Annotated in this window: 16 protein-coding genes; 6 read left to right on the top strand and 10 right to left on the bottom strand. The window is 71.8% G+C overall.

What is annotated here, in order from left to right:
* Positions 1 to 85: 85 nt before the first annotated feature.
* Positions 86 to 1,114 carry a hypothetical protein gene (locus AMK16_RS31495; RefSeq protein WP_073920751.1) on the top strand — a complete coding sequence of 343 codons (1,029 nt, stop codon included), beginning with the start codon at positions 86 to 88 and terminating at the stop codon, positions 1,112 to 1,114.
* Between the two features lie 7 nt (positions 1,115 to 1,121).
* Here AMK16_RS31495 and AMK16_RS31490 read toward each other — a convergent pair whose 3' ends face one another.
* Genes AMK16_RS31490 through AMK16_RS31470 form a run of 5 tightly spaced genes read right to left on the bottom strand, consistent with a single transcriptional unit; the run spans position 1,122 to position 7,230 of the window.
* The gene (locus AMK16_RS31490; protein ID WP_073920750.1) at positions 1,122 to 2,276 is read right to left on the bottom strand and encodes a beta-ketoacyl synthase N-terminal-like domain-containing protein; all 1,155 of its coding nucleotides are present in this window, start codon (positions 2,274 to 2,276) and stop codon (positions 1,122 to 1,124) included.
* Positions 2,273 to 3,652 (bottom strand): class I adenylate-forming enzyme family protein, encoded by a 1,380-nt coding sequence (locus AMK16_RS31485; RefSeq protein ID WP_073920749.1) that lies wholly within the window; start codon positions 3,650 to 3,652, stop codon positions 2,273 to 2,275. Before AMK16_RS31485 ends, AMK16_RS31490 begins: the two co-directional genes overlap by 4 nt.
* Positions 3,649 to 5,358, bottom strand: coding sequence for a thiamine pyrophosphate-binding protein (locus AMK16_RS31480; RefSeq protein WP_073920748.1), 1,710 nt, complete (start codon positions 5,356 to 5,358; stop codon positions 3,649 to 3,651). Before AMK16_RS31480 ends, AMK16_RS31485 begins: the two co-directional genes overlap by 4 nt.
* 25 nt (positions 5,359 to 5,383) lie before the next feature.
* The gene (locus AMK16_RS37865; RefSeq protein WP_073920747.1) at positions 5,384 to 6,013 is read right to left on the bottom strand and encodes a hypothetical protein; all 630 of its coding nucleotides are present in this window, start codon (positions 6,011 to 6,013) and stop codon (positions 5,384 to 5,386) included.
* Positions 6,010 to 7,230 (bottom strand): aldehyde dehydrogenase family protein, encoded by a 1,221-nt coding sequence (locus AMK16_RS31470; RefSeq protein WP_073920746.1) that lies wholly within the window; start codon positions 7,228 to 7,230, stop codon positions 6,010 to 6,012. The genes AMK16_RS37865 and AMK16_RS31470 overlap by 4 nt, the downstream gene beginning before the upstream one ends.
* A gap of 344 nt (positions 7,231 to 7,574) precedes the next feature.
* Here AMK16_RS31470 and AMK16_RS31465 point away from each other — a divergent pair, with 344 nt between their 5' ends.
* The 3 genes from AMK16_RS31465 to AMK16_RS31455 all read left to right on the top strand — a co-directional run bounded on the left by AMK16_RS31465 (position 7,575) and on the right by AMK16_RS31455 (position 10,287).
* Positions 7,575 to 8,519, top strand: a complete 945-nt coding sequence (locus tag AMK16_RS31465; protein ID WP_073920745.1) for a GNAT family N-acetyltransferase — start codon at positions 7,575 to 7,577, stop codon at positions 8,517 to 8,519.
* A 155-nt stretch (positions 8,520 to 8,674) separates the two neighbouring features.
* Entirely contained in the window at positions 8,675 to 9,898 is a 1,224-nt protein-coding gene (gene metK / locus AMK16_RS31460; RefSeq protein WP_073920744.1) for a methionine adenosyltransferase, read from the top strand.
* A gap of 35 nt (positions 9,899 to 9,933) precedes the next feature.
* Positions 9,934 to 10,287, top strand: a complete 354-nt coding sequence (locus tag AMK16_RS31455; protein WP_073920743.1) for a hypothetical protein — start codon at positions 9,934 to 9,936, stop codon at positions 10,285 to 10,287.
* Between the two features lie 99 nt (positions 10,288 to 10,386).
* On the opposite strand, the gene AMK16_RS31450 is transcribed toward AMK16_RS31455, so the two are convergent.
* The 5 genes from AMK16_RS31450 to AMK16_RS31430 all read right to left on the bottom strand — a co-directional run bounded on the left by AMK16_RS31450 (position 10,387) and on the right by AMK16_RS31430 (position 14,028).
* Positions 10,387 to 11,379: a hypothetical protein gene (locus tag AMK16_RS31450; protein ID WP_073920742.1), complete on the bottom strand. Its 993-nt coding sequence runs from the start codon at positions 11,377 to 11,379 to the stop codon at positions 10,387 to 10,389.
* Positions 11,380 to 11,521: 142 nt separating this feature from the next.
* The gene (locus AMK16_RS31445) at positions 11,522 to 11,773 is read right to left on the bottom strand and encodes a hypothetical protein (protein WP_073920741.1); all 252 of its coding nucleotides are present in this window, start codon (positions 11,771 to 11,773) and stop codon (positions 11,522 to 11,524) included.
* The gene (locus AMK16_RS31440; protein ID WP_073920740.1) at positions 11,770 to 12,720 is read right to left on the bottom strand and encodes an oxidoreductase; all 951 of its coding nucleotides are present in this window, start codon (positions 12,718 to 12,720) and stop codon (positions 11,770 to 11,772) included. Before AMK16_RS31440 ends, AMK16_RS31445 begins: the two co-directional genes overlap by 4 nt.
* 26 nt (positions 12,721 to 12,746) lie before the next feature.
* On the bottom strand, positions 12,747 to 13,286 hold the full coding sequence (locus AMK16_RS31435) for a carboxymuconolactone decarboxylase family protein (protein WP_073920739.1): 540 nt from the start codon (positions 13,284 to 13,286) through the stop codon (positions 12,747 to 12,749).
* A gap of 130 nt (positions 13,287 to 13,416) precedes the next feature.
* The gene (locus AMK16_RS31430; protein ID WP_338014522.1) at positions 13,417 to 14,028 is read right to left on the bottom strand and encodes a carboxymuconolactone decarboxylase family protein; all 612 of its coding nucleotides are present in this window, start codon (positions 14,026 to 14,028) and stop codon (positions 13,417 to 13,419) included.
* Positions 14,029 to 14,335: 307 nt separating this feature from the next.
* Between AMK16_RS31430 and AMK16_RS31425 the strand changes: the two genes are divergently transcribed.
* Together AMK16_RS31425 and AMK16_RS31420 are read left to right on the top strand one after the other, a co-directional pair.
* Positions 14,336 to 15,727, top strand: a complete 1,392-nt coding sequence (locus AMK16_RS31425; protein WP_073920738.1) for an FAD-binding oxidoreductase — start codon at positions 14,336 to 14,338, stop codon at positions 15,725 to 15,727.
* Between the two features lie 366 nt (positions 15,728 to 16,093).
* On the top strand, positions 16,094 to 16,381 hold the full coding sequence (locus AMK16_RS31420; RefSeq protein WP_073920737.1) for a DUF4287 domain-containing protein: 288 nt from the start codon (positions 16,094 to 16,096) through the stop codon (positions 16,379 to 16,381).
* The last annotated feature ends 658 nt before the right edge of the window (positions 16,382 to 17,039 follow it).

Below are 17,039 nucleotides of genomic sequence, written 5' to 3'. Positions count from 1 at the left end.
GTTGCGGCGAGGTGCGCCCGGGACACCGTCCCGGGCGCACCGGAGCCGGCGCACCGGCGGACCAAGGCAGGAGGCGCCCGCCGCCATGACCACCCCGTTCCCCTACCTGGGCACGGCCCCCGACGCTATCGAATCCCTCGCGCACACCCGGATCTCCTGCTGGGTGCACTGCCTGCGCGACGCCCTGTACGCCACCGGACTGCGCGAGACGGCCCGCGCACTGGCCCAGCCGGTGGACTTCGTCATCGAACGCACCGCGGACGGCGAACTGCTCACGCTCTACGGCGGCCTGGACGCCGACTACCACCACCCGCGCTTCCAGCGCGGTCTCAGCGCTCACTGGGAGACCTCCCCCGACCGAGAGGCACAGGCACTCGACCTGATCCACCGGGAACTCGCCCGCGGCCACGCCGTGCCCGTCTCCCCCGACCTGCGCGGTATGCGGCACTCCGAGTACTACCGCATCCCCCGTGCCGGCTACCCCCACACCCTCCTGATACACGAGCTCGGCCCGCACACCGCCCTGGCCGCCGACCGCAACACCCGTGCGAGCAGCGGCTTCACCGACAATCGCGGCGCCGTCCCCACGGACGAACTGCGCCGGGGCATGGCCGGAGCGCCCGTCCTGGTGTGGGACGCAGCAGCGCCCGCCGCCGACTGGGCCGACGAGCTGTACCGCCTGCTGGAGCGCTCCGTGCGCCGGATGACCCGGCCCGGCATGCCCGAGGCGGGCCTCGCCGGCCTGCTGGCCCTGCCCGGCGTACTGGAGGATCTGGAACCGCACCCCGCCCGTGCACAGCTGCTCCGGCTGCGTGTCGCCGGGCCGCTGCAGCGCCAGGTGGCCGGCGACCGCCTGCTCCTCGCCCGCGTCCTCGCCGAGGACACCTGGCTGCGGGAACAGGGTCCGCGCGCGACGGCGCTGGCCGCCGACTGCGCCGAACTGACACGGGCCTCCTCCGACGCGCTGGTGGACCTGGCCCGGGCGGTCTTCCTGCTCGGCCGCTCCTGGTCCGCCGACGCCCTGCGGCTGTGCGGGCGGCGAGCCCACCAGGTCCACGCACTCGACGTCCGGGCGGCCGACCGCATGAGCGCCCTGGCCGCGTACCTGCGCTGAGCGGTGTTCACGGGCCGACGGCGGACACCACGAGAGCGGCGTTGTTGCCGTTGAAGCCGAAACTGTTGACGAGCGCGTGCTGCGCCCGGGGGGCGCAGACGGCGGCGGTGACGGGCACGATTCCGTCCGGGACCTCCAGCGGACGGCGCAGGCCCGGAGTCCCTGGCACCCAGGCCTCCCGCAGGAAGGCCGAAGCGGCCACCACCCCGGGAAACGCGGACGCATGCAGCAGATGACCGACAGCACCCTTGTGGGAGCTCACCGGCACCGCGCCCCACCCCAGGGCCCGGGACACCTCGCCGACGGCGGCCACCTCCGCGGCGTCCCCCTGACGCGTCCCCGTGGCATGGGCGTGGACGTAGTCGATGCGCCGCACCCCCGCGTCCTCCAGCGCCGCCAGCATGCAGTCCCGGATCGTCGCGGGCTCCGACGCCACCGCGTGGGTGGAGTCCACCAGGCAGGCGGCCCCGCTCAGCAGGGCCTGGGGCCGGTGCCCCCGCTCGAGTGCGGCCGCCCGGGTCTCCAGGACGAACGCCCCGCCACCCTCCCCTACCGTCAGGCCGTCGCGCTCGGTGTCGAACGGCCGCGCCCCCGCCGGGCTCAGCGTCCTTACCACGTCCATGCTGTCGTACTCGTAGGGATTGAGGGCGCTCGCACCCACCACCAGTGCCGTCGTCCCCAGACCGGACAGCAGCCACTCCCGGGCGAAGGCCGCTCCGAACGCGGCGGACGCGCACGCGTGCGACAGGTGGACCACCGCCGCCCCGCCCGGCGTGCCCGCGCACGCCGCGAGCAGCGCGTCCGGGTCCGGGCCCGTGAAGTCCCTGCCGCGCCGCGGCGCCCCCGGCCGGATCATCTTCCCGGAAGGTTCCGGGGCCTGGGACACGATGACCACCAGAGCGCCCTGCGGCAGCCGCCGCAGACCCGCAGCGCGCAACGCCTGCCGGGCCGCGCTCAGCGCAAGGCGTTCCTTGCGGAGCCCGGGAGCAGCCGGCCAGTCGGCGGGCCGCACTGCGGCCACGGTCCGGCTGCGGAAGTCACCCTCGAAGGCCGTCAGCGGACCCAACGCCCGCGCACCCCGCCGCAACCCGTCCCAGAACGCCCCCGGCCCCCGGCCCAGCGCCGTCACCAGACCCGTCCCGGCCAGCGCCAGGGCGGTCATGCCGCCTCTCCCGCCGCCCAGGCCCGCAGCCGTACCCGGTCGTGCTTGCCGCTGCCCGTGCGCGGCAGCGCGGTCAGGACCCGTACCGTACGCGGCCTGATCTGCGGCGGCAGACTGCGCCGGCAGACCTCGATGACACGTCCCGCCACCCCCCTGCGGTCCCCGTCCGCACTTTCGACGAACGCCCACACCACATCGCCCCGGTCCCCTCCGCGGATCCCGACCACCGCCGCGTCCTGGACTCCGGCCGCGCTGCGCACCGCGTCCTCCACCACCGTGGGGGCCACCGTCTCGCCGTGGACGACCAGCACCTCCTTGATCCGCCCGCTGACGGTCAGCCATCCGTCGTCCGTCAGGCGCCCGGTATCCCCGGTGCGCAGCCAGCCGTCCCGCGTGAAGGCGTCCCGGGAGAGCGTGCCGGACTCCACGCCGAGATACCCGAGCATCAGGCTCGGGCTGCTGACCTGGATCTCCCCGGCAGGCCCGGCGAGGCGGACCCGGACACCGTCGAGGAGCCTGCCCACCGTCCCCCGGCGCACGTCACCCGGAGCATTGAGGGCGACGTTGGGCCCCGCCTCGCTCAGCCCGTACCCGTCGTGCAGCGCGCCCCCGGTGAGGCTCAGGAACTCGTCGTACAGCGCCTCGGTCAGCACGTCCCCGCCGCACCCGCGGATGCGCAGGGCGCCCAGCCGCCGTGCCACCTCCCGGTCCTTGACAGCCTCGGTGGCCAGCATCCGGTACATCGAGGGGACACCGTCCAGGGAGGTGGCCGCCGTCCCGCGGAGCAGCGACAGGACCCGCCGCAGGTGGAAGCCGCTCTCGGCGAACAGGTGGGCCCCGGTGGCCCGCCAGACCTGGAGCACGCTGAACCCGTAGGCGTGCCGCAGCGGCAGCGGCAGCACCAGCCCGTCGCGCGGTGTGACCCCCATCCGCCGCCCGGTGGCTTCGCCCTGATGGCGCAGGGCGGAGCGGGAGAGGGCCACTGCCTTGGGGTCGCCGGAACTGCCCGAGGTCCAGAACACCGCGGCGGTCTCCTCCGGCAGGGCCGTCGCCGCCCGCCCCGAGGCCGGACCTGGACCCGGACCCACCACGGGCTCCCCACCCGCCCCACAGGTGATCACGGCGGCGGCCGCGATCCGGCGCACCGACGCCGCGCCGTCCAGCAGCAACGGCGCCCCCACGAGTTCGGCGGCCACCGCCGAGGCCGCCGCCGTCAGCGGATGGTCGCAGGCCAGCGCGGCACCCCGGCCCGGCCCCGCCCCCGCCGCAGCCAGCGCCAGGGCCGTACGGGAGACCAGGAGAGCCAGGTACCCGGGCGCGACGGCCTCACCGTCCACCGTCAGCGGCGGCAGGGCGCTCCCGGCGGCCCCGCTCACGCCGCTTCCCCCGCCCCATCACCGAACAGCCCCCGCACGCCCACCGGGACGTCCGTGTCCCGGACCGGAACGGTGATCACTGCGGTGCGTCCGTCCCGGTTGGCGGCCCGGGCCTCCTTCAGAGCCGAAGCCAGCTCCGCGGCGGTGGTGCACCGTGCGGTCAGACCGCCGGCCGCAGCCACCGCCGCCAGGACGTGTCCGGGGGCCGTGAACCGGGTCAGACCGTCGGGCGCGCCCTCCCCGGCGCGCACGAAGCGCGGCCAGCCGTAGCCTGCGTTGTCGAGTACGAGCACGGTGATCCCCAGGCCCTGCTCGACGGCCGTCGGCACCGCAGCCAGGCTCATCTCCAGCGCGCCGTCCCCGCACACGAGGACGGTGTCCCGGTCCGGAGCGGCCAGCGCCGCGCCCACGGCCGCCGGCAGCCCGAAGCCCACCATCGTCTGCTCGCCGGGCGTGATGACGTGGGCCAGATCGCTGACGGACAGCACCGGGAAGTGGTAACCCCACATGTCGTGCAGACCGTTCTCCTGCACCAGCGTCGCGTCCCGGGAGAAGGCGTCCTGCACGGCGCGCAGCGCCACCGGCACGCTCAACGCCTCCCCGGTCCCCATCGCCGGAGCGCGGTACCGGGCGTGCATTTCCTCGCGCACCGCGCCTACCCGGGCGAGCCGGGCCCGCCCACCCTCCGTGGCGGCCGGGGGCCCCTCCTCCAGCGCGGCGGACAGTTGCTCCACGACGAGGCGGGCATCACCGAGCAGGGCGACCTCCGGCTCCAGAGCGGTGAGGAAGACGGTCGGATCGATGTCGACATGGACGAGCTTCGCGGTCTCCAGGGAGCCCCAGCCCATACGGGCCGTCTCCTCCAGCCGCGAGCCGACCGCGACGATCACGTCGGCGTCGGCGAGCACCGCGCCGGCCGGGGGCGTGGTGTACAGGCCCACCAGCCCGCATGCCAAAGGGTGTTCCTCGTCGACGGTCCCGCGCCCGGCCGCCGTCGTGAACAGGGGTGCTGCCAGCAGCTCGGCGAGCCGGCGGACCGCCGCTCCGGCGCCCGACGGCCTGCACCCGCCGCCGGCCACCACCACCGGCAGCCTGGCCGCGGCCAGGAGGGCTGCCGCGCGCTGCACCTCCTGCGGATCCGCCCCCCCGAGGACCCGCCGCACGGCCGGGCGCCGAGACGTCTCCGGGGCCGCTGCCGACGGCAGGCGCAGGACCTCGTCGGCGATCTCCACGAGTACCACGCCCGGACTGCCGTTGACGGCCAGGTGCACGGCCCGCCGCAGTGCCCAGAGCAGCTGCTCCTCCCGCTCCACCAGGAAGTTCCACTTCACCAGCGGAGCGGCCATGGCCGCCTGGTCCGTGTACTGGAAACCGCCGCGCCCTATCCCGGCCACCGGCACCCTGGTGGTGACGACCACCACCGGCGCACCCAGCGAGGAGGCTTCCAGCAGCCCGGTGAGGGCGTTGGCGAAGCTGGGGCCCGAGTTGACGGCCACGACGGCGGGGCGCCCCGAGACAGCCGCGTGCCCGATCGCCGCGCAGGCCGCGACCCGCTGGTCGCGTACGGCGACGACCCGCAGGCCCGCGTACGAGGCTGCCGCGTCCATCAGGCCGGGCTCGTCCGAGGGAAGTCCGAACACGGCGTCACACCCCGCGTCCGCGAGGGCTCGGGCGACGACGTGCCAGGGGGAGTGGTCGGTGGTCACGGTGCTCCTCGGAGGTCGGGAAGGATCAGCTGGTACGGGAGATCTGGCGCAGGTAGGCCCGGGCGACCGCGCTGCGGCCCCACAGCGTCGCCCCGACCCCCGGTGGCACGGCGAACGGCAGGGACACGGGCGCGGGCGGGCCGTTCGGGGAGACCCGGGTGGCCACCGCCCAGAACACCCCGGTGTCCGCACGGCGCAACACCTCGCAGACGTAGACGTACGAGGCGCGGCCGGAACCCGCCATCGCCCCGGCCAGTTCCAGGGCGCTCCGCCCGTCCGAGTGGCGTGATCCCAGGACGTAGCCGGGTCCCTGCCATCCCGTGGTGGCGGTGAAGCGCTGCAGCAGTCCGGAGGGTTCGAGGGCGACGGAGTCGCACGGGCGCAGCCGCCGGCCGCCGTCGTCCCGGCGGGCGACGAACTCATCGGCGGCGTACAGGCTGTAGTCCGTGGCCGCAAGGATCACAGGAACGCCCCGGTCGGCGCCCGGCTCAGGAACACCGGACGGCCCGGGCAGCTCAGACAACTCCGACAGCGCCGCGCACACCGCGTCGGCGGCATACGGATCCGCGAGGAGGCGGCGCGCTCCGACGGCCGGCAGGAGGGCATCGCCCTCCTCACGGCCCCGGACGGCGGGCGGACTCAGTACGCAGGTCAAGGGAGGTCTCTGCGTCCGGCCTCGGCCGACAGCAGCAACGGGCGTCCGGTGACGTTCCCCCGCCGGCGGACGCTGCCGGCCCGCGGACCGTAGCCGCCGAACGGGCGGTTCCCGTCCTCCACGTCGAAGGTGACGCGCTCCTGGCACACCACGCTCGTCGAGATGCGGGTCTGCGTCAGCCCCGGCTCCCCGAACACCGACACGTACATGCCGCGGGCCGCCTCCTCGGGGGAGTGCAGCCACTGCCGGATCTGTCCCGCGTGCTCGTACTCCATGGTCAGTACGACGGGGGAGAAGAACTCCGGCGGGTGGAAGGCCCCTTGCCACGGCATGTGCAACAGCGACGGCTCCACCACACCGCGCACCGTGTCCACCTCGCCGCCCCGTACGACGGACTGGCGGTGGACGGAGAGAAAGGCGGCGGCCCCGTCCACAGCGTCGGGATAGACCAGCGCCGCCACCGCCGTGGAGGCCGAGCGACGATCCCCGGTGCGCACGTCCGCGAGCGCGTCGGCCAGGCGGGTCACGACCTCACCGGCCACCGACCGGTGGATGAAGACGATGTCAGTGCACAGACAGTCCTGGCCCGAGTTGTAGAGGCGGGCGGCCAGCACACTGCGGCAGGCTGCGGCCAGGTCGGCTTCCGGTCCCACCACGACGGGGTTGGGCCCCGACCCGAAGGCGAGCAACAGCGCGTCGTCCGGCAGCCGCGCCGCGACACTGCCGGCGTTCTCAGGCTGCCCGGTGAAGACCACGGCGTCCGAAGAGGCGCAGTCGGCGAGGAAGGCCCGCTGGGACACGGGCGCCATCCGCACGAGACCACCGCACGCCCGCACGGCCGGCCCGAGGATCTCGTGGACGGCCATCGCGGACGGGGCCACGCGCGCAGAGGGCCGTATCCGTATCTCCTCGGTGTACAGGGAGGGAATGACTCCGAAGAGTACGTACGAGTAGAGCAGGTTGTTCGACGGGAGGAACGTCGCGAGCCTGCGCAACCGTCCCGGGGAATTGCGCTGGATTTCCCACGGAGCGCCCGCCAGGGCCCGAAGGGACCGGAAAAATTCGTCTTCCGCCGCCTGCCTAGTGGCCACCCGGGTAAGGACGGCCATCAATTCGTCCCGTCGGTCCAGCAGCGCGCCGACCAGTGCCGGAATGATCCCGTCCAGACCGTCCGCCGTGGTGCTGAACTGCTCTGCGTCGATGACGTCGCTCTGCATCGCACACCCCTCCAGGCCGATGGGCCATGACGTTCAGGCTCCCGAGGAGGGTCACCCCGCGGGGCGGGAAACCGCATCTCGCGGCGTGCTCTCTTTTCCGTGTATTTCCGGCAGCCGGGCCGACCCCCGCCAATAGAACTGTCATTCGCAAACTCCGGCCGGGCCCGGTCCTCACCTGTCCGGAGAGCATTCTCGGAGAACGCCGCCACCCCGGACGGCCAGTAGCATCCGGGACTACCCGAACACGGGTCCGATGAAAAGGAGTGGCGCCCGGTGTTTCCCGTGGAATACCGCCGGGTGGCTCCCTTTCGGCGGGCCGGCCTCAGAAAGGGGGTCCGCATCCCATGCCTCTGCCCGAAGGCCTCGCCGTGAAGAGCGCGGCCCAGGTCCCGCTGGAAAGCCTCGTCGACTTCGTCAGGTCCTACGAGGAGAGCATCACCGGCATCGCTTCGTACACCCGGGAGGACCTTCTCCTGGAGACCGGCCACCCCGGCTACGACCCGTTCCACAACAGCTGGTGCCTGACGCGCCCGCAGGGCGACGTCATGGCGTGGGGCGCGCTGACCGTACGCGGCGGCGCCACCCTGGACGGCGCGCTCACCGTCCTGCCCGGCGCCGACGGCGACAGCGCCGCGCGCGAGCTGCTGGCGCGCCTGCTGCGGCGTACGCAGGAGCTGGACCGAGAATTCGGCTCGGAATCCGCAATCACCATCGGGGGCGTCCTGACGGGGGATCCGGTGGTCCCCCGCGTGCTGGAGGAGGCGGGGTTCCGCCGGCAGGCCAGCTTCACGCAGGCCGACATCGACCTGACCTCGCCGCCGGTCGCCGCCGTCCTGCCCGAGGGGGCCCGGGTGCGGCCGATCGACACCACGCCCGACGACGTGCGCGCCGTGCACCAACTGCACGCCCAGACCAGGGCCAAGGGGACCAGGACGCTCGATTACGAAACCTTCCGCGCCCGGCTGGACCAGTTTGCCGTCGCCACGCAGGAGGGCGCCGGCATCGCCCTGCTCATCGAGATCGCTGGCCGGCCCGTCGGCCACGTCCTGGCGTATGCCGGGGACGGCCAGGGGCGGATCGCCGACGTCGGCGTGTCGCCGGCCTCCCGCGGTCTGGGCATCGGTCTGGCCCTGGTCACGACAGCCCTGGCAGGGCTCAGGGAGCTCGGCTGTCACTTGGCCCTGCTGGCCCTGGACTCCTCGCGGATCCAGGACCTCAACGGCCTGTACTCACTGCTGTCCGTGAAGCGTTCCCGCGCCGTCACCAACTACGTCAAGAGCCCGTCCTGAGACCGCCCGTGCCGGTTTCAGAAGGACACCGTAAGCATGGCCCGGCCCGCCGGGAACCGTCCATCGGAGTTCCGAAAGTATCCGGATCCCCAGGGATCAGCCGACACTCAGCCAAGTCTGGTGGAGGTCATGCAGAACAGGTCCAAGGAGAAGACATGACCGTCCGTTTGTTCACATCGGAGTCCGTGACCGAGGGGCACCCCGACAAGATCGCTGACCAGATCAGCGACACGATCCTCGACGCGCTCCTCACCGAGGACCCGACCTCGCGCGTGGCCGTGGAGACCCTGATCACCACGGGTCTGGTGCACATCGCGGGCGAGGTGACGACGAAGGCCTACGCGCCGATCGCCCAGCTCGTGCGCGACAAGATCCTCGAAATCGGCTACGACTCCTCGCAGAAGGGCTTCGACGGTGCCTCCTGCGGCGTGTCGGTGTCCATCGGCGCGCAGTCCCCGGACATCGCCCAGGGCGTCGACACGGCCTACGAGAAGCGGGTCGAGGATGCCGCCGGCGGTGAGGGGGGCGACGAGCTCGACAAGCAGGGCGCCGGCGACCAGGGCCTGATGTTCGGCTACGCCTGCGACGAGACGCCCGAGCTGATGCCGCTGCCGATCCACCTCGCGCACCGGCTCTCCAAGCGCCTGTCCGAGGTCCGCAAGAACGGCACCATCCCCTACCTGCGCCCCGACGGAAAGACCCAGGTCACCATCGAGTACGACGGCGACAAGGCCGTCCGCCTGGACACGGTCGTCGTCTCGACCCAGCACGCGGCGGACATCGACCTGGAGGCCCTGCTGGCCCCGGACATCCGCGAGATCGTCGTCGAACACACCCTGCGCCGGCTCGCTGAGGACGGCATCAAGCTGGAGACGGAGGGCTACCGGCTGCTGGTCAACCCGACCGGGCGTTTCGAGATCGGCGGCCCGATGGGCGACGCCGGCCTGACCGGCCGCAAGATCATCATCGACACCTACGGCGGGATGGCCCGTCATGGCGGCGGCGCCTTCTCCGGCAAGGACCCCTCCAAGGTCGACCGCTCCGCGGCGTACGCGATGCGCTGGGTCGCCAAGAACGTGGTCGCCGCCGGGCTGGCCTCGCGCTGCGAGGTCCAGGTCGCCTACGCGATCGGCAAGGCCGAGCCCGTCGGCCTCTTCGTCGAGACCTTCGGCACCCACACCGTGTCCACCGAGCGCATCGAGCGGGCCATCAGCGAGGTCTTCGACCTGCGCCCGGCCGCCATCATCCGCGACCTCGACCTCCTGCGCCCCATCTACGCCCAGACCGCCGCCTACGGCCACTTCGGCCGCGAGCTGCCCGACTTCACCTGGGAACGCACCGACCGCGTCGACGCCCTGCGCACCGCCGCCGATCTCTGAACTCCAGCACTCCACCCCGAGAACAAGGACCACGCATGACGCTCACCGCCACACAGCCCACGCCCGCCCTCCTCCTGGCGGAGCCGGCCGCCGACGAAGCCCGCCGCCAGGCCGGCAGCCTCCTCCTCGACCTCCGCCACGGCACATGGAAGCCGACCCCGCTCGAACGCCGCATCGCCAGGATCCTGACCCTCTCCGCGTCCGCCGCGGACGGCGCCCTGAGCCCCCGGCACATCCACAACGCCCTGTGGGAAGGCTCGCTGACCATGACCCGCGAGAACGGAGGCCGTTTCGCCACCGCCCTCGGTCACCTCGCCCCGGCGCTCGGCACCCCCGGCGTGGCCGACATGGCCGTCGATCTCATCGGCGCCGTCGCGGACCAGGGCTGAGCGGACGCCGACGACATCACGGCGACACTGCACACGAACGGCCCGGGAGGGCGCCCCACGCGCTCTCCCGGGCCGTTCGCCCCACTGGGCCGTACCGGTTCAGGCCGCCCACGGAGCCAGCGGATACCAGATCAGGTCCCGCCGGGCGAGCATCCGGACATCCCAGTAGAGGATCATGAAGACGCCCGCGGCGATGAAGGCCGCCGCCATCACCGCGGAGGCCCGGCTGGGCTTCGCGACCAGCCAGCGGTGCAGCCGCTCGCCCAGGATCCCGGTGACCAGCAGGAACAGCACGCCCACGATGAGTATGTTGCCGAGGGTCTGCAGGCTGAACACCGCGGCGCCGTACAGGACGTTGTGGCTCCGGGCCGCATCCTGGAAGAGCTGGCGGAACAGGGCGAACGGACGGCCGATCAGGAAGCCGCCGATCAAAGCGCCCATGACCACCATCGGCGCGTTCGGGAAGCGCGCACTCATCCGGGCGAGCGGATCACGCACGACACCGGCCGCGGCCAGCCCCAGATACGTCATGATGAGGCCGATGAGCCCGTACACCACCATCGCCTGCACCAGGCGCGGCGCGAAGCCGGTACCGGCGCTGGTCTGGAACTGTGGCATGCCGGTGCCCACCAAGGCGACGACCACACCGTAGAGCGCGGAGACCGCCACGGCCCCGGCCGCCAGGAAGCCCAGCGGACGCAGCGCGGCCGCCACCCGGCCGCGCCGCGAGGCCGCCGTACCGGCCAGCGGCGCGAGAGCACTGAAGACGGCGATGTTGCAGGCGGTGAAGGTGCCCGCGATGCCGCTGGCGAGAGCGAAGGCCACACCGGCAAAGGTTCCGGCGATCGGAGTCCCCTTGGCCGCGTGGCCGAGCAGCGTGTCGGCGACGTTGTCACCGATCGTCTTGTCGACGAACTGGGCCGACCACACCACGGTCAGCGCGAAACCGAACAGAGCTCCGACGAGCAGCACCAGCGCGCGACGCCGCGGAGCGAAACCGTTGAAGAAGAAGGACGGCGTCCGCGAGGGTGCGGGAGCGTCCTTTCGGGCCGCACGCGGCGCCGGAGCAGGTCTGTGGGCAACCTGAGTCATGGGATGGCCTTTCACCGAGGCGTGGTATCGGTGCGAAAGACTAGGACCGCGGACACTGCCCCAGGCGGCCCGAAGCGACCTGGAACCCTTTTGTGGCAGCCCTTGCCCCGACCCAGCCAGGTCGCCCGCGCCCGCCCCCGCGTCACAGCAACGAACGCGCCAAGGCGCCGACCGGAAATGGCGGTGCGAGACCGGCAACCCCCGAGGCCACCGCCACCGGCGTCGGCGCCGCAGGATCCGACTGCCACGCGGCGCCACCGACATCCGGCAACGACATGTCGAAGGTGCGCCAGAACCACGCCCACGCGGCGACTCCGCCGAAGCGACCGCCGTCATCGGCGATGCCCTCGCCGACCCCGGCGGCGATGCTCGTTCCATCGACCAGCCCGCTCATCGCGCCACCTCCATGACCGGCCGCGCATCGGCCCCGCGCCCGGCCCAGCGGGCATAACGCACGCCGGTCAGCTCTTCCGACATCTCCCACAGGCGGATCTGCGCGATCACATCGCGGGAGGCCCGGCTCGAACGCGCAGGCCCGGCACCGCCATGACATTCGGCCGGCCCACCCGGACCGAGGTAGGCTCCGCCCGGCACCAGGGGGTCGGTCGCAGCCCGCAGCGACGGCAACGCCGCCGATGCCGCCGACTGCCCCAGCCACCGCAAGGCGGCCGCGCTCACCGGACGCAGCCAGCCCGGCGCGCCGTCGTGCCACAACCCCGTGGCGGACAGGCCAGGATGCGCCGCCACCGATACCGTTTCGGCCCCGGCAGCTGTCAGCCGGCACTGCAGCTCCCGGGCGAACATCAGATTGGCAAGCTTGGACCGTCCATACGCCATGACCGAGCGGTGCCCGCGCGCCCCGCGTACCTCGGCCACCCCCACACCACGCACCGCTGCCCGGTGGGCGAGACTGGCAACGCTCACCACCCGCGAGCCGGGCACATCACGCATGAGTCCCAGCAACAGCCCGGTCAGAGCGAAGTGTCCCAGGTGGTTGACACCGAAATGCGGCTCGAAGCCGTCCTGCGTACGCCCGTACTCTGGGAACATCACACCGGCGTTGTTGACGAGCAGGTCCAGCCGATCGACCCGGCGCCGTATATCCCGTGCTGCGCCCCGTACCGAATCCAGCGAGGCGAGATCGACCCGGACCACCTCCGTTCGGCCGCCGATCCGTGCCGCGGCGGCCAGACCCCGTTCGGCGTCCCGGCAGGCCAGGAGGACCCGCGCTCCGCGCTCCGCGAGCACCCGGGCCGTCTCCAGACCGATACCGCCGGAAGCCCCCGTGACCAGAGCGGTCCTACCGCACTGATCCGGTACGTCTGCCGTGGACCACACCATGTCGCCTCCTTCGAACGGAAACCTTGTCAGCGGGCCGAGCCGTAGCCGCGCGACACGATGCGCTCAGCGACGGCCGTGTAGTGCGACGCGTCGTCCGGCAGAACTGTGGCCAGACCGTTCACGTAGCGGTTGAACATGCAGAACGCGGCCGCGATCAGCACCGTGTCGTGGATCTCCGCGTCCCCCGCGCCCTGCGCCCGCGCAGCGGCGACCGCCTCGTCGGAGACCGGACGCGCCAGCTCCTGCACCTCGGCCGCGATCCGCAGCAGTGCCCGCAGCAGCGGGCTGATCGGTGCCGACTGAGGGTCGGCGAGCACGGCCGCCACCAGATCCCGGCCGCCCTCCAACTGCGCCGCGGCGAACGCGCTGTGCGAGTCGGAGCAGAACCGGGTCCGGTTCAGCTCCGAGACGTACGCCGCGATCAGCTCCCGCTCACCGCGGCTCAGCGGGGACTCACCGCGCAGCAGCGCATTGGCGATCGCGTTGAGCGGCGCGGCCGTGTCGGGCCGCTGCACCATGAGCCCGCTGATGCCGGGAAGGTCATTGGCTATCTCTATGTGCGGCACCGGAAGATCCTTTTTGTGGGTGGTCCGATCGGTGCTCCATCGTCGGCACCCGCCCGGACCCCGGCCAACTCCTCGCGTGCGGTAGCCAGCCCTCCGCACGCTTGTTCAACCGCTGCTTGAACAAGCGGGGTCAGGCAGCCACCGGCAGATAGCCGTGCGCCGCCAGGAACGCGCCGATCTCGTCGTACACCGCCGGATCGTCCGGCGTGATCGCGCCCAGACCGTCCACGTAGCGGTTGAACATGCAGAACGCCGACGCGATCAACACCGTGTCGTGGATCGCCTCGTCGTCCGCCCCGGCTGCCCTGGCAGCCTCTACGTCCTCGGCGGTTACCGTCCGGGCATCCCCCTGCACCTTGCCCGCGATCAGCAGCAGCGCCCGCATCCGCTCGCCGACGGGAGCACTGGCCGGATCCCGCTTGACGGCTTCCACCACCTCGTAGTCACCGCCCAGCGCGTGCGCGGCCGCCGCGCTGTGCGAGCCCGTGCAGTACACAGTCTGGTTGCGGTACGACACGTACGCCGCGATCAGCTCCCGCTCCCCCTCACTGAGCGGCGAATCACCCCTCAGCAACTGCTCGGCGAGCTCGCTCATCCTGCGTCCCGACGCCGGCTTCGCCGCCATCAGGCCGCGAATACCCGGCACCGGCTCCGGAATGTTGATGTGCGGCATGGCAAGCCGGCCTGCGATCAGCCGCCCCACCGCGGACCGTTCGGCTGTGGTGTCGATGTCGATGTGCATGATCGGCTCCTCCTGATACGGCTGCTACCGAAACCCGGCGTGGCCGTCACGGCCGCCGTGTACCGAGCGGGGATCGGATTGGCATCCTTCGGCCGCCCGGCGGCCGAAGGATCCACACCAGGCTGGCGACCGGGGGCCGCACCCGGCACCTTCTGCCGTGCTCTCGCCGCCCCCGCCGCGACGGAAAAACAAGGCCGGCGGCCCCGGCCGGCACAGCAATCCGGAAGATGCCCCGCACACCCCACCCGTACGACGATGGACCGAGCCCCTGGCGACACCGCTGCCGCAAGACATGAGGAGACCTTCCATGGTGGAAAAGACCGAAACGCTCACCGAGCGGGGCAGTGCCGTGCCCGTCCCGCAGTTGCGCGCCGTGGTCAGCGGTCAGGTGCTGGTGCCCGGCGACCCTGGGTACGACAAGGCCCGCACCGTGTACCTGGGCGGCATGGACCAGCAGCCAGCCGCGATCGTCCGGCCGTCCGATGCCGCCGACGTGGCGCGGGTCGTCAACTTCGCCCGGGACAACGAGCTGCCCTTGGCGGTCAAGGGCGGCGGCCACAGCCTGTTCTGCCTCCTCGACGGCGGCCTCGTGCTCGACCTGTCTTCCCTGCGCGACCTGGAGATCGACCCGCAGGCGCGCACCGCCTGGGCCGACGCCGGCCTGACCGCCGGCGAGTACACCGACGCGGCCGCCGAGCACGGCCTCGTCACCGGCTTCGGGGACACCGGAAGCGTCGGCCTCGGCGGCATCACCGTCGGCGGCGGCGTCGGCTACCTGGTCCGCAAGCACGGGCTCACCATCGACAACCTGCTGGCGGCCGAGGTGGTCACCGCGGACGGAGAGCTGCGCCGGGTCGACGCGGACAACGAGCCTGACCTGTTCTGGGCGATCCGCGGCGGCGGCGGCAACTTCGGCGTGGTCACCCGCCTGAAGTTCCAACTGCACGAGCTGTCCACGGTCCTCGGAGGCCTCCTGGTCCTCCCCGGCACCACGGAGGTCATCGCCGGCTTCGTCCAACTGGCGCAGCAGGCTCCGGAGGAACTGTCCACCATCCTCAACGTGATGCCGGGGCACGTACTGCCTTTCGTCCCCGAGGAGTTCCACGGCACCCAGGTCGTCATGGCCATGCTGGTCTACGCCGGTGAGGGTGAGGCCGCCGAGCAGGCGCTGGCACCGTTCCGGGCCCTCGCCACGCCGATCGCCGACATGATCGCACCCATGCCGTTCCCCGGGGTCTACCCGCCCGAGGACGACTTCCACCCGGTCGCCGCCGCCCGCAGCCTCTTCGTGGACACCTTCGGCGCCGACGACGCTTCGCTCGTCCTGGACCGGATCAGGGCCTCGACGGCCATGATGTCGGCCGTCCAGGTGCGAGTGCTCGGCGGCGCGATGGCCCGCACGGCCGAGGACGCCACCGCCTTCGCCCACCGCAACCGGGGTGTGATGATCAATGTCGCTGCCATGTACGGCGACCCGGCCGAGGCCGAGGTGCACACGCGCTGGGCCGACGACCTGACTGCGTCCCTCCAGAAGGGCGTACCGGGCGTCTACGTCAACTTCCTCGCCGACGACAGCCAGGCCCGCATCCACGAGGCCTACCCGGAGCACACCTGGACGCGACTGCGCGCCATCAAGCGCACCTACGACCCCACCAACCTGTTCCGCATCAACAACAACATTCCGCCCGCCGACGCGTAACGGAATCGAACCCCACCGTGCCCCCGTCGGGGGCACGGCCACCTCCGTCCCTGCATCGGGCACGGAGGGACGGCCGGGACACTCGTCGCCGACACACAGCTGGGCGGTCAGGCCCTCAGGAAAGCTGCCCCGGGGAAGCACGGGGCGCCAGCCCTGGAGCCCGGTCAGTGATCACGAGGTGGGAGGACTCCCAGCTCACACCGTCCGAGGGCCGGCAGCCGGTGATGTACGCCAGAACCGAACTGTGTCTGCGACGAGCGATGAATTCCGGTGGCAACGGCCGTCAACTCTGGCAAGTCGGGTGGCCGCCGCGCGCCGAGTCGCGGAGACTCGGCCTTCCGATACCGGGCAAAGGAGCAAGAGCAGATGTCGTTTCAGGCGTATCTGGACACCATCGAGAGCAAGACCGGGCTGACGCCGCGCCAGTTCATCGCGCTCGCACAGGAACGCGGGTTCGACGACCCCGCGACGAAGGCGGGGACGATCCTCGAGTGGCTCAAGGAGGACCACAACCTGGGCCGCGGGCACGGAATGGCGTTGGTGCACGTCTTCAAGCACGGTGCCAAAATCGATGCGAAGCACGTCGGCACGACCGGCTCGCACCGCGACGACTCCGACACCCTCTGGCTCGACGGCAAGGCCACCCGCCCGTGAAGCCGCTGTAAGCACTGAGGTACGCCAAAAAACAGAAAGCTATCCCCGAAAAAAATTAAAGCATAGGTCGTTTTCCCTGCGCGGCACGGACTCTGGCACGGGCACGACACGTCGTTGCCCCCACGGCACGGCCCGCTACGGAAGGCGCGGCGGCATGCCTCACGGGGGCCAGAGTGCAGTGGAGGGATCGTCAGGGCGGTCCGCCAGACGGATGGTCAGCCGAACGGACCGCCCTGAGCCATGCCGACCACGGATGGTGTCGTACTGGCAGCGGCACATTCCGCAGTTGCTGCCGGATCACGAGACGGGGACCCACCCGTGGTGTTGTACTCCCCGTTCCTGGACGAGCTGCTGCTCGTTCTCCTCGTCCAGGACTGAAAGCCGGACTCGAATGGCGAGGGTCTGCCCGGTGGCCCGTGGCCCGCAGCTTGGGTAGTTGGGCGTGGTGGGGCGGTTTCTTTATTGCGTAGGCCTGCGGGACAGAGTAGAGATCTTGCTGAGCAGCGCGTGTTCTGCACAAGCTTTGAGGTAGTTGTCCGGTTTTGAAGTTACCTCTTTGTTTCCTACCGCAGGTCGTGTTCTTCCGTCGTCTCTCTGGTGAAGGGAGGGGGAGAGTCGAAGGCTGGCCGTGTGCCCGGAGCGCAGCGGAGGGTTTTGG

The organism is Streptomyces sp. CB00455 (genome assembly GCF_001905445.1).
Classification (GTDB): Bacteria; Actinomycetota; Actinomycetes; order Streptomycetales; family Streptomycetaceae; genus Streptomyces.
The sequence above is the reverse complement of the archived record's forward strand: the minus strand, read 5'-3'. Positions and strand labels throughout refer to the sequence as shown.

Bases quoted from the DNA above. Each gene is read 5' to 3' on its own strand.
- AMK16_RS31465 (WP_073920745.1), top strand. From the start codon at position 7,575: ATGCCTCTGCCCGAAGGCCTCGCCGTGAAGAGCGCGGCCCAGGTCCCG.
- metK (WP_073920744.1), top strand. From the start codon at position 8,675: ATGACCGTCCGTTTGTTCACATCGGAGTCCGTGACCGAGGGGCACCCC.
- AMK16_RS31430 (WP_338014522.1), bottom strand. From the start codon at position 14,028: ATGCACATCGACATCGACACCACAGCCGAACGGTCCGCGGTGGGGCGG.
- AMK16_RS31495 (WP_073920751.1), top strand. From the start codon at position 86: ATGACCACCCCGTTCCCCTACCTGGGCACGGCCCCCGACGCTATCGAA.
- AMK16_RS31420 (WP_073920737.1), top strand. From the start codon at position 16,094: ATGTCGTTTCAGGCGTATCTGGACACCATCGAGAGCAAGACCGGGCTG.
- AMK16_RS31455 (WP_073920743.1), top strand. From the start codon at position 9,934: ATGACGCTCACCGCCACACAGCCCACGCCCGCCCTCCTCCTGGCGGAG.
- AMK16_RS31445 (WP_073920741.1), bottom strand. From the start codon at position 11,773: ATGAGCGGGCTGGTCGATGGAACGAGCATCGCCGCCGGGGTCGGCGAG.
- AMK16_RS31470 (WP_073920746.1), bottom strand. From the start codon at position 7,230: ATGCAGAGCGACGTCATCGACGCAGAGCAGTTCAGCACCACGGCGGAC.
- AMK16_RS31450 (WP_073920742.1), bottom strand. From the start codon at position 11,379: ATGACTCAGGTTGCCCACAGACCTGCTCCGGCGCCGCGTGCGGCCCGA.
- AMK16_RS31490 (WP_073920750.1), bottom strand. From the start codon at position 2,276: ATGACCGCCCTGGCGCTGGCCGGGACGGGTCTGGTGACGGCGCTGGGC.
- AMK16_RS31440 (WP_073920740.1), bottom strand. From the start codon at position 12,720: ATGGTGTGGTCCACGGCAGACGTACCGGATCAGTGCGGTAGGACCGCT.
- AMK16_RS31425 (WP_073920738.1), top strand. From the start codon at position 14,336: ATGGTGGAAAAGACCGAAACGCTCACCGAGCGGGGCAGTGCCGTGCCC.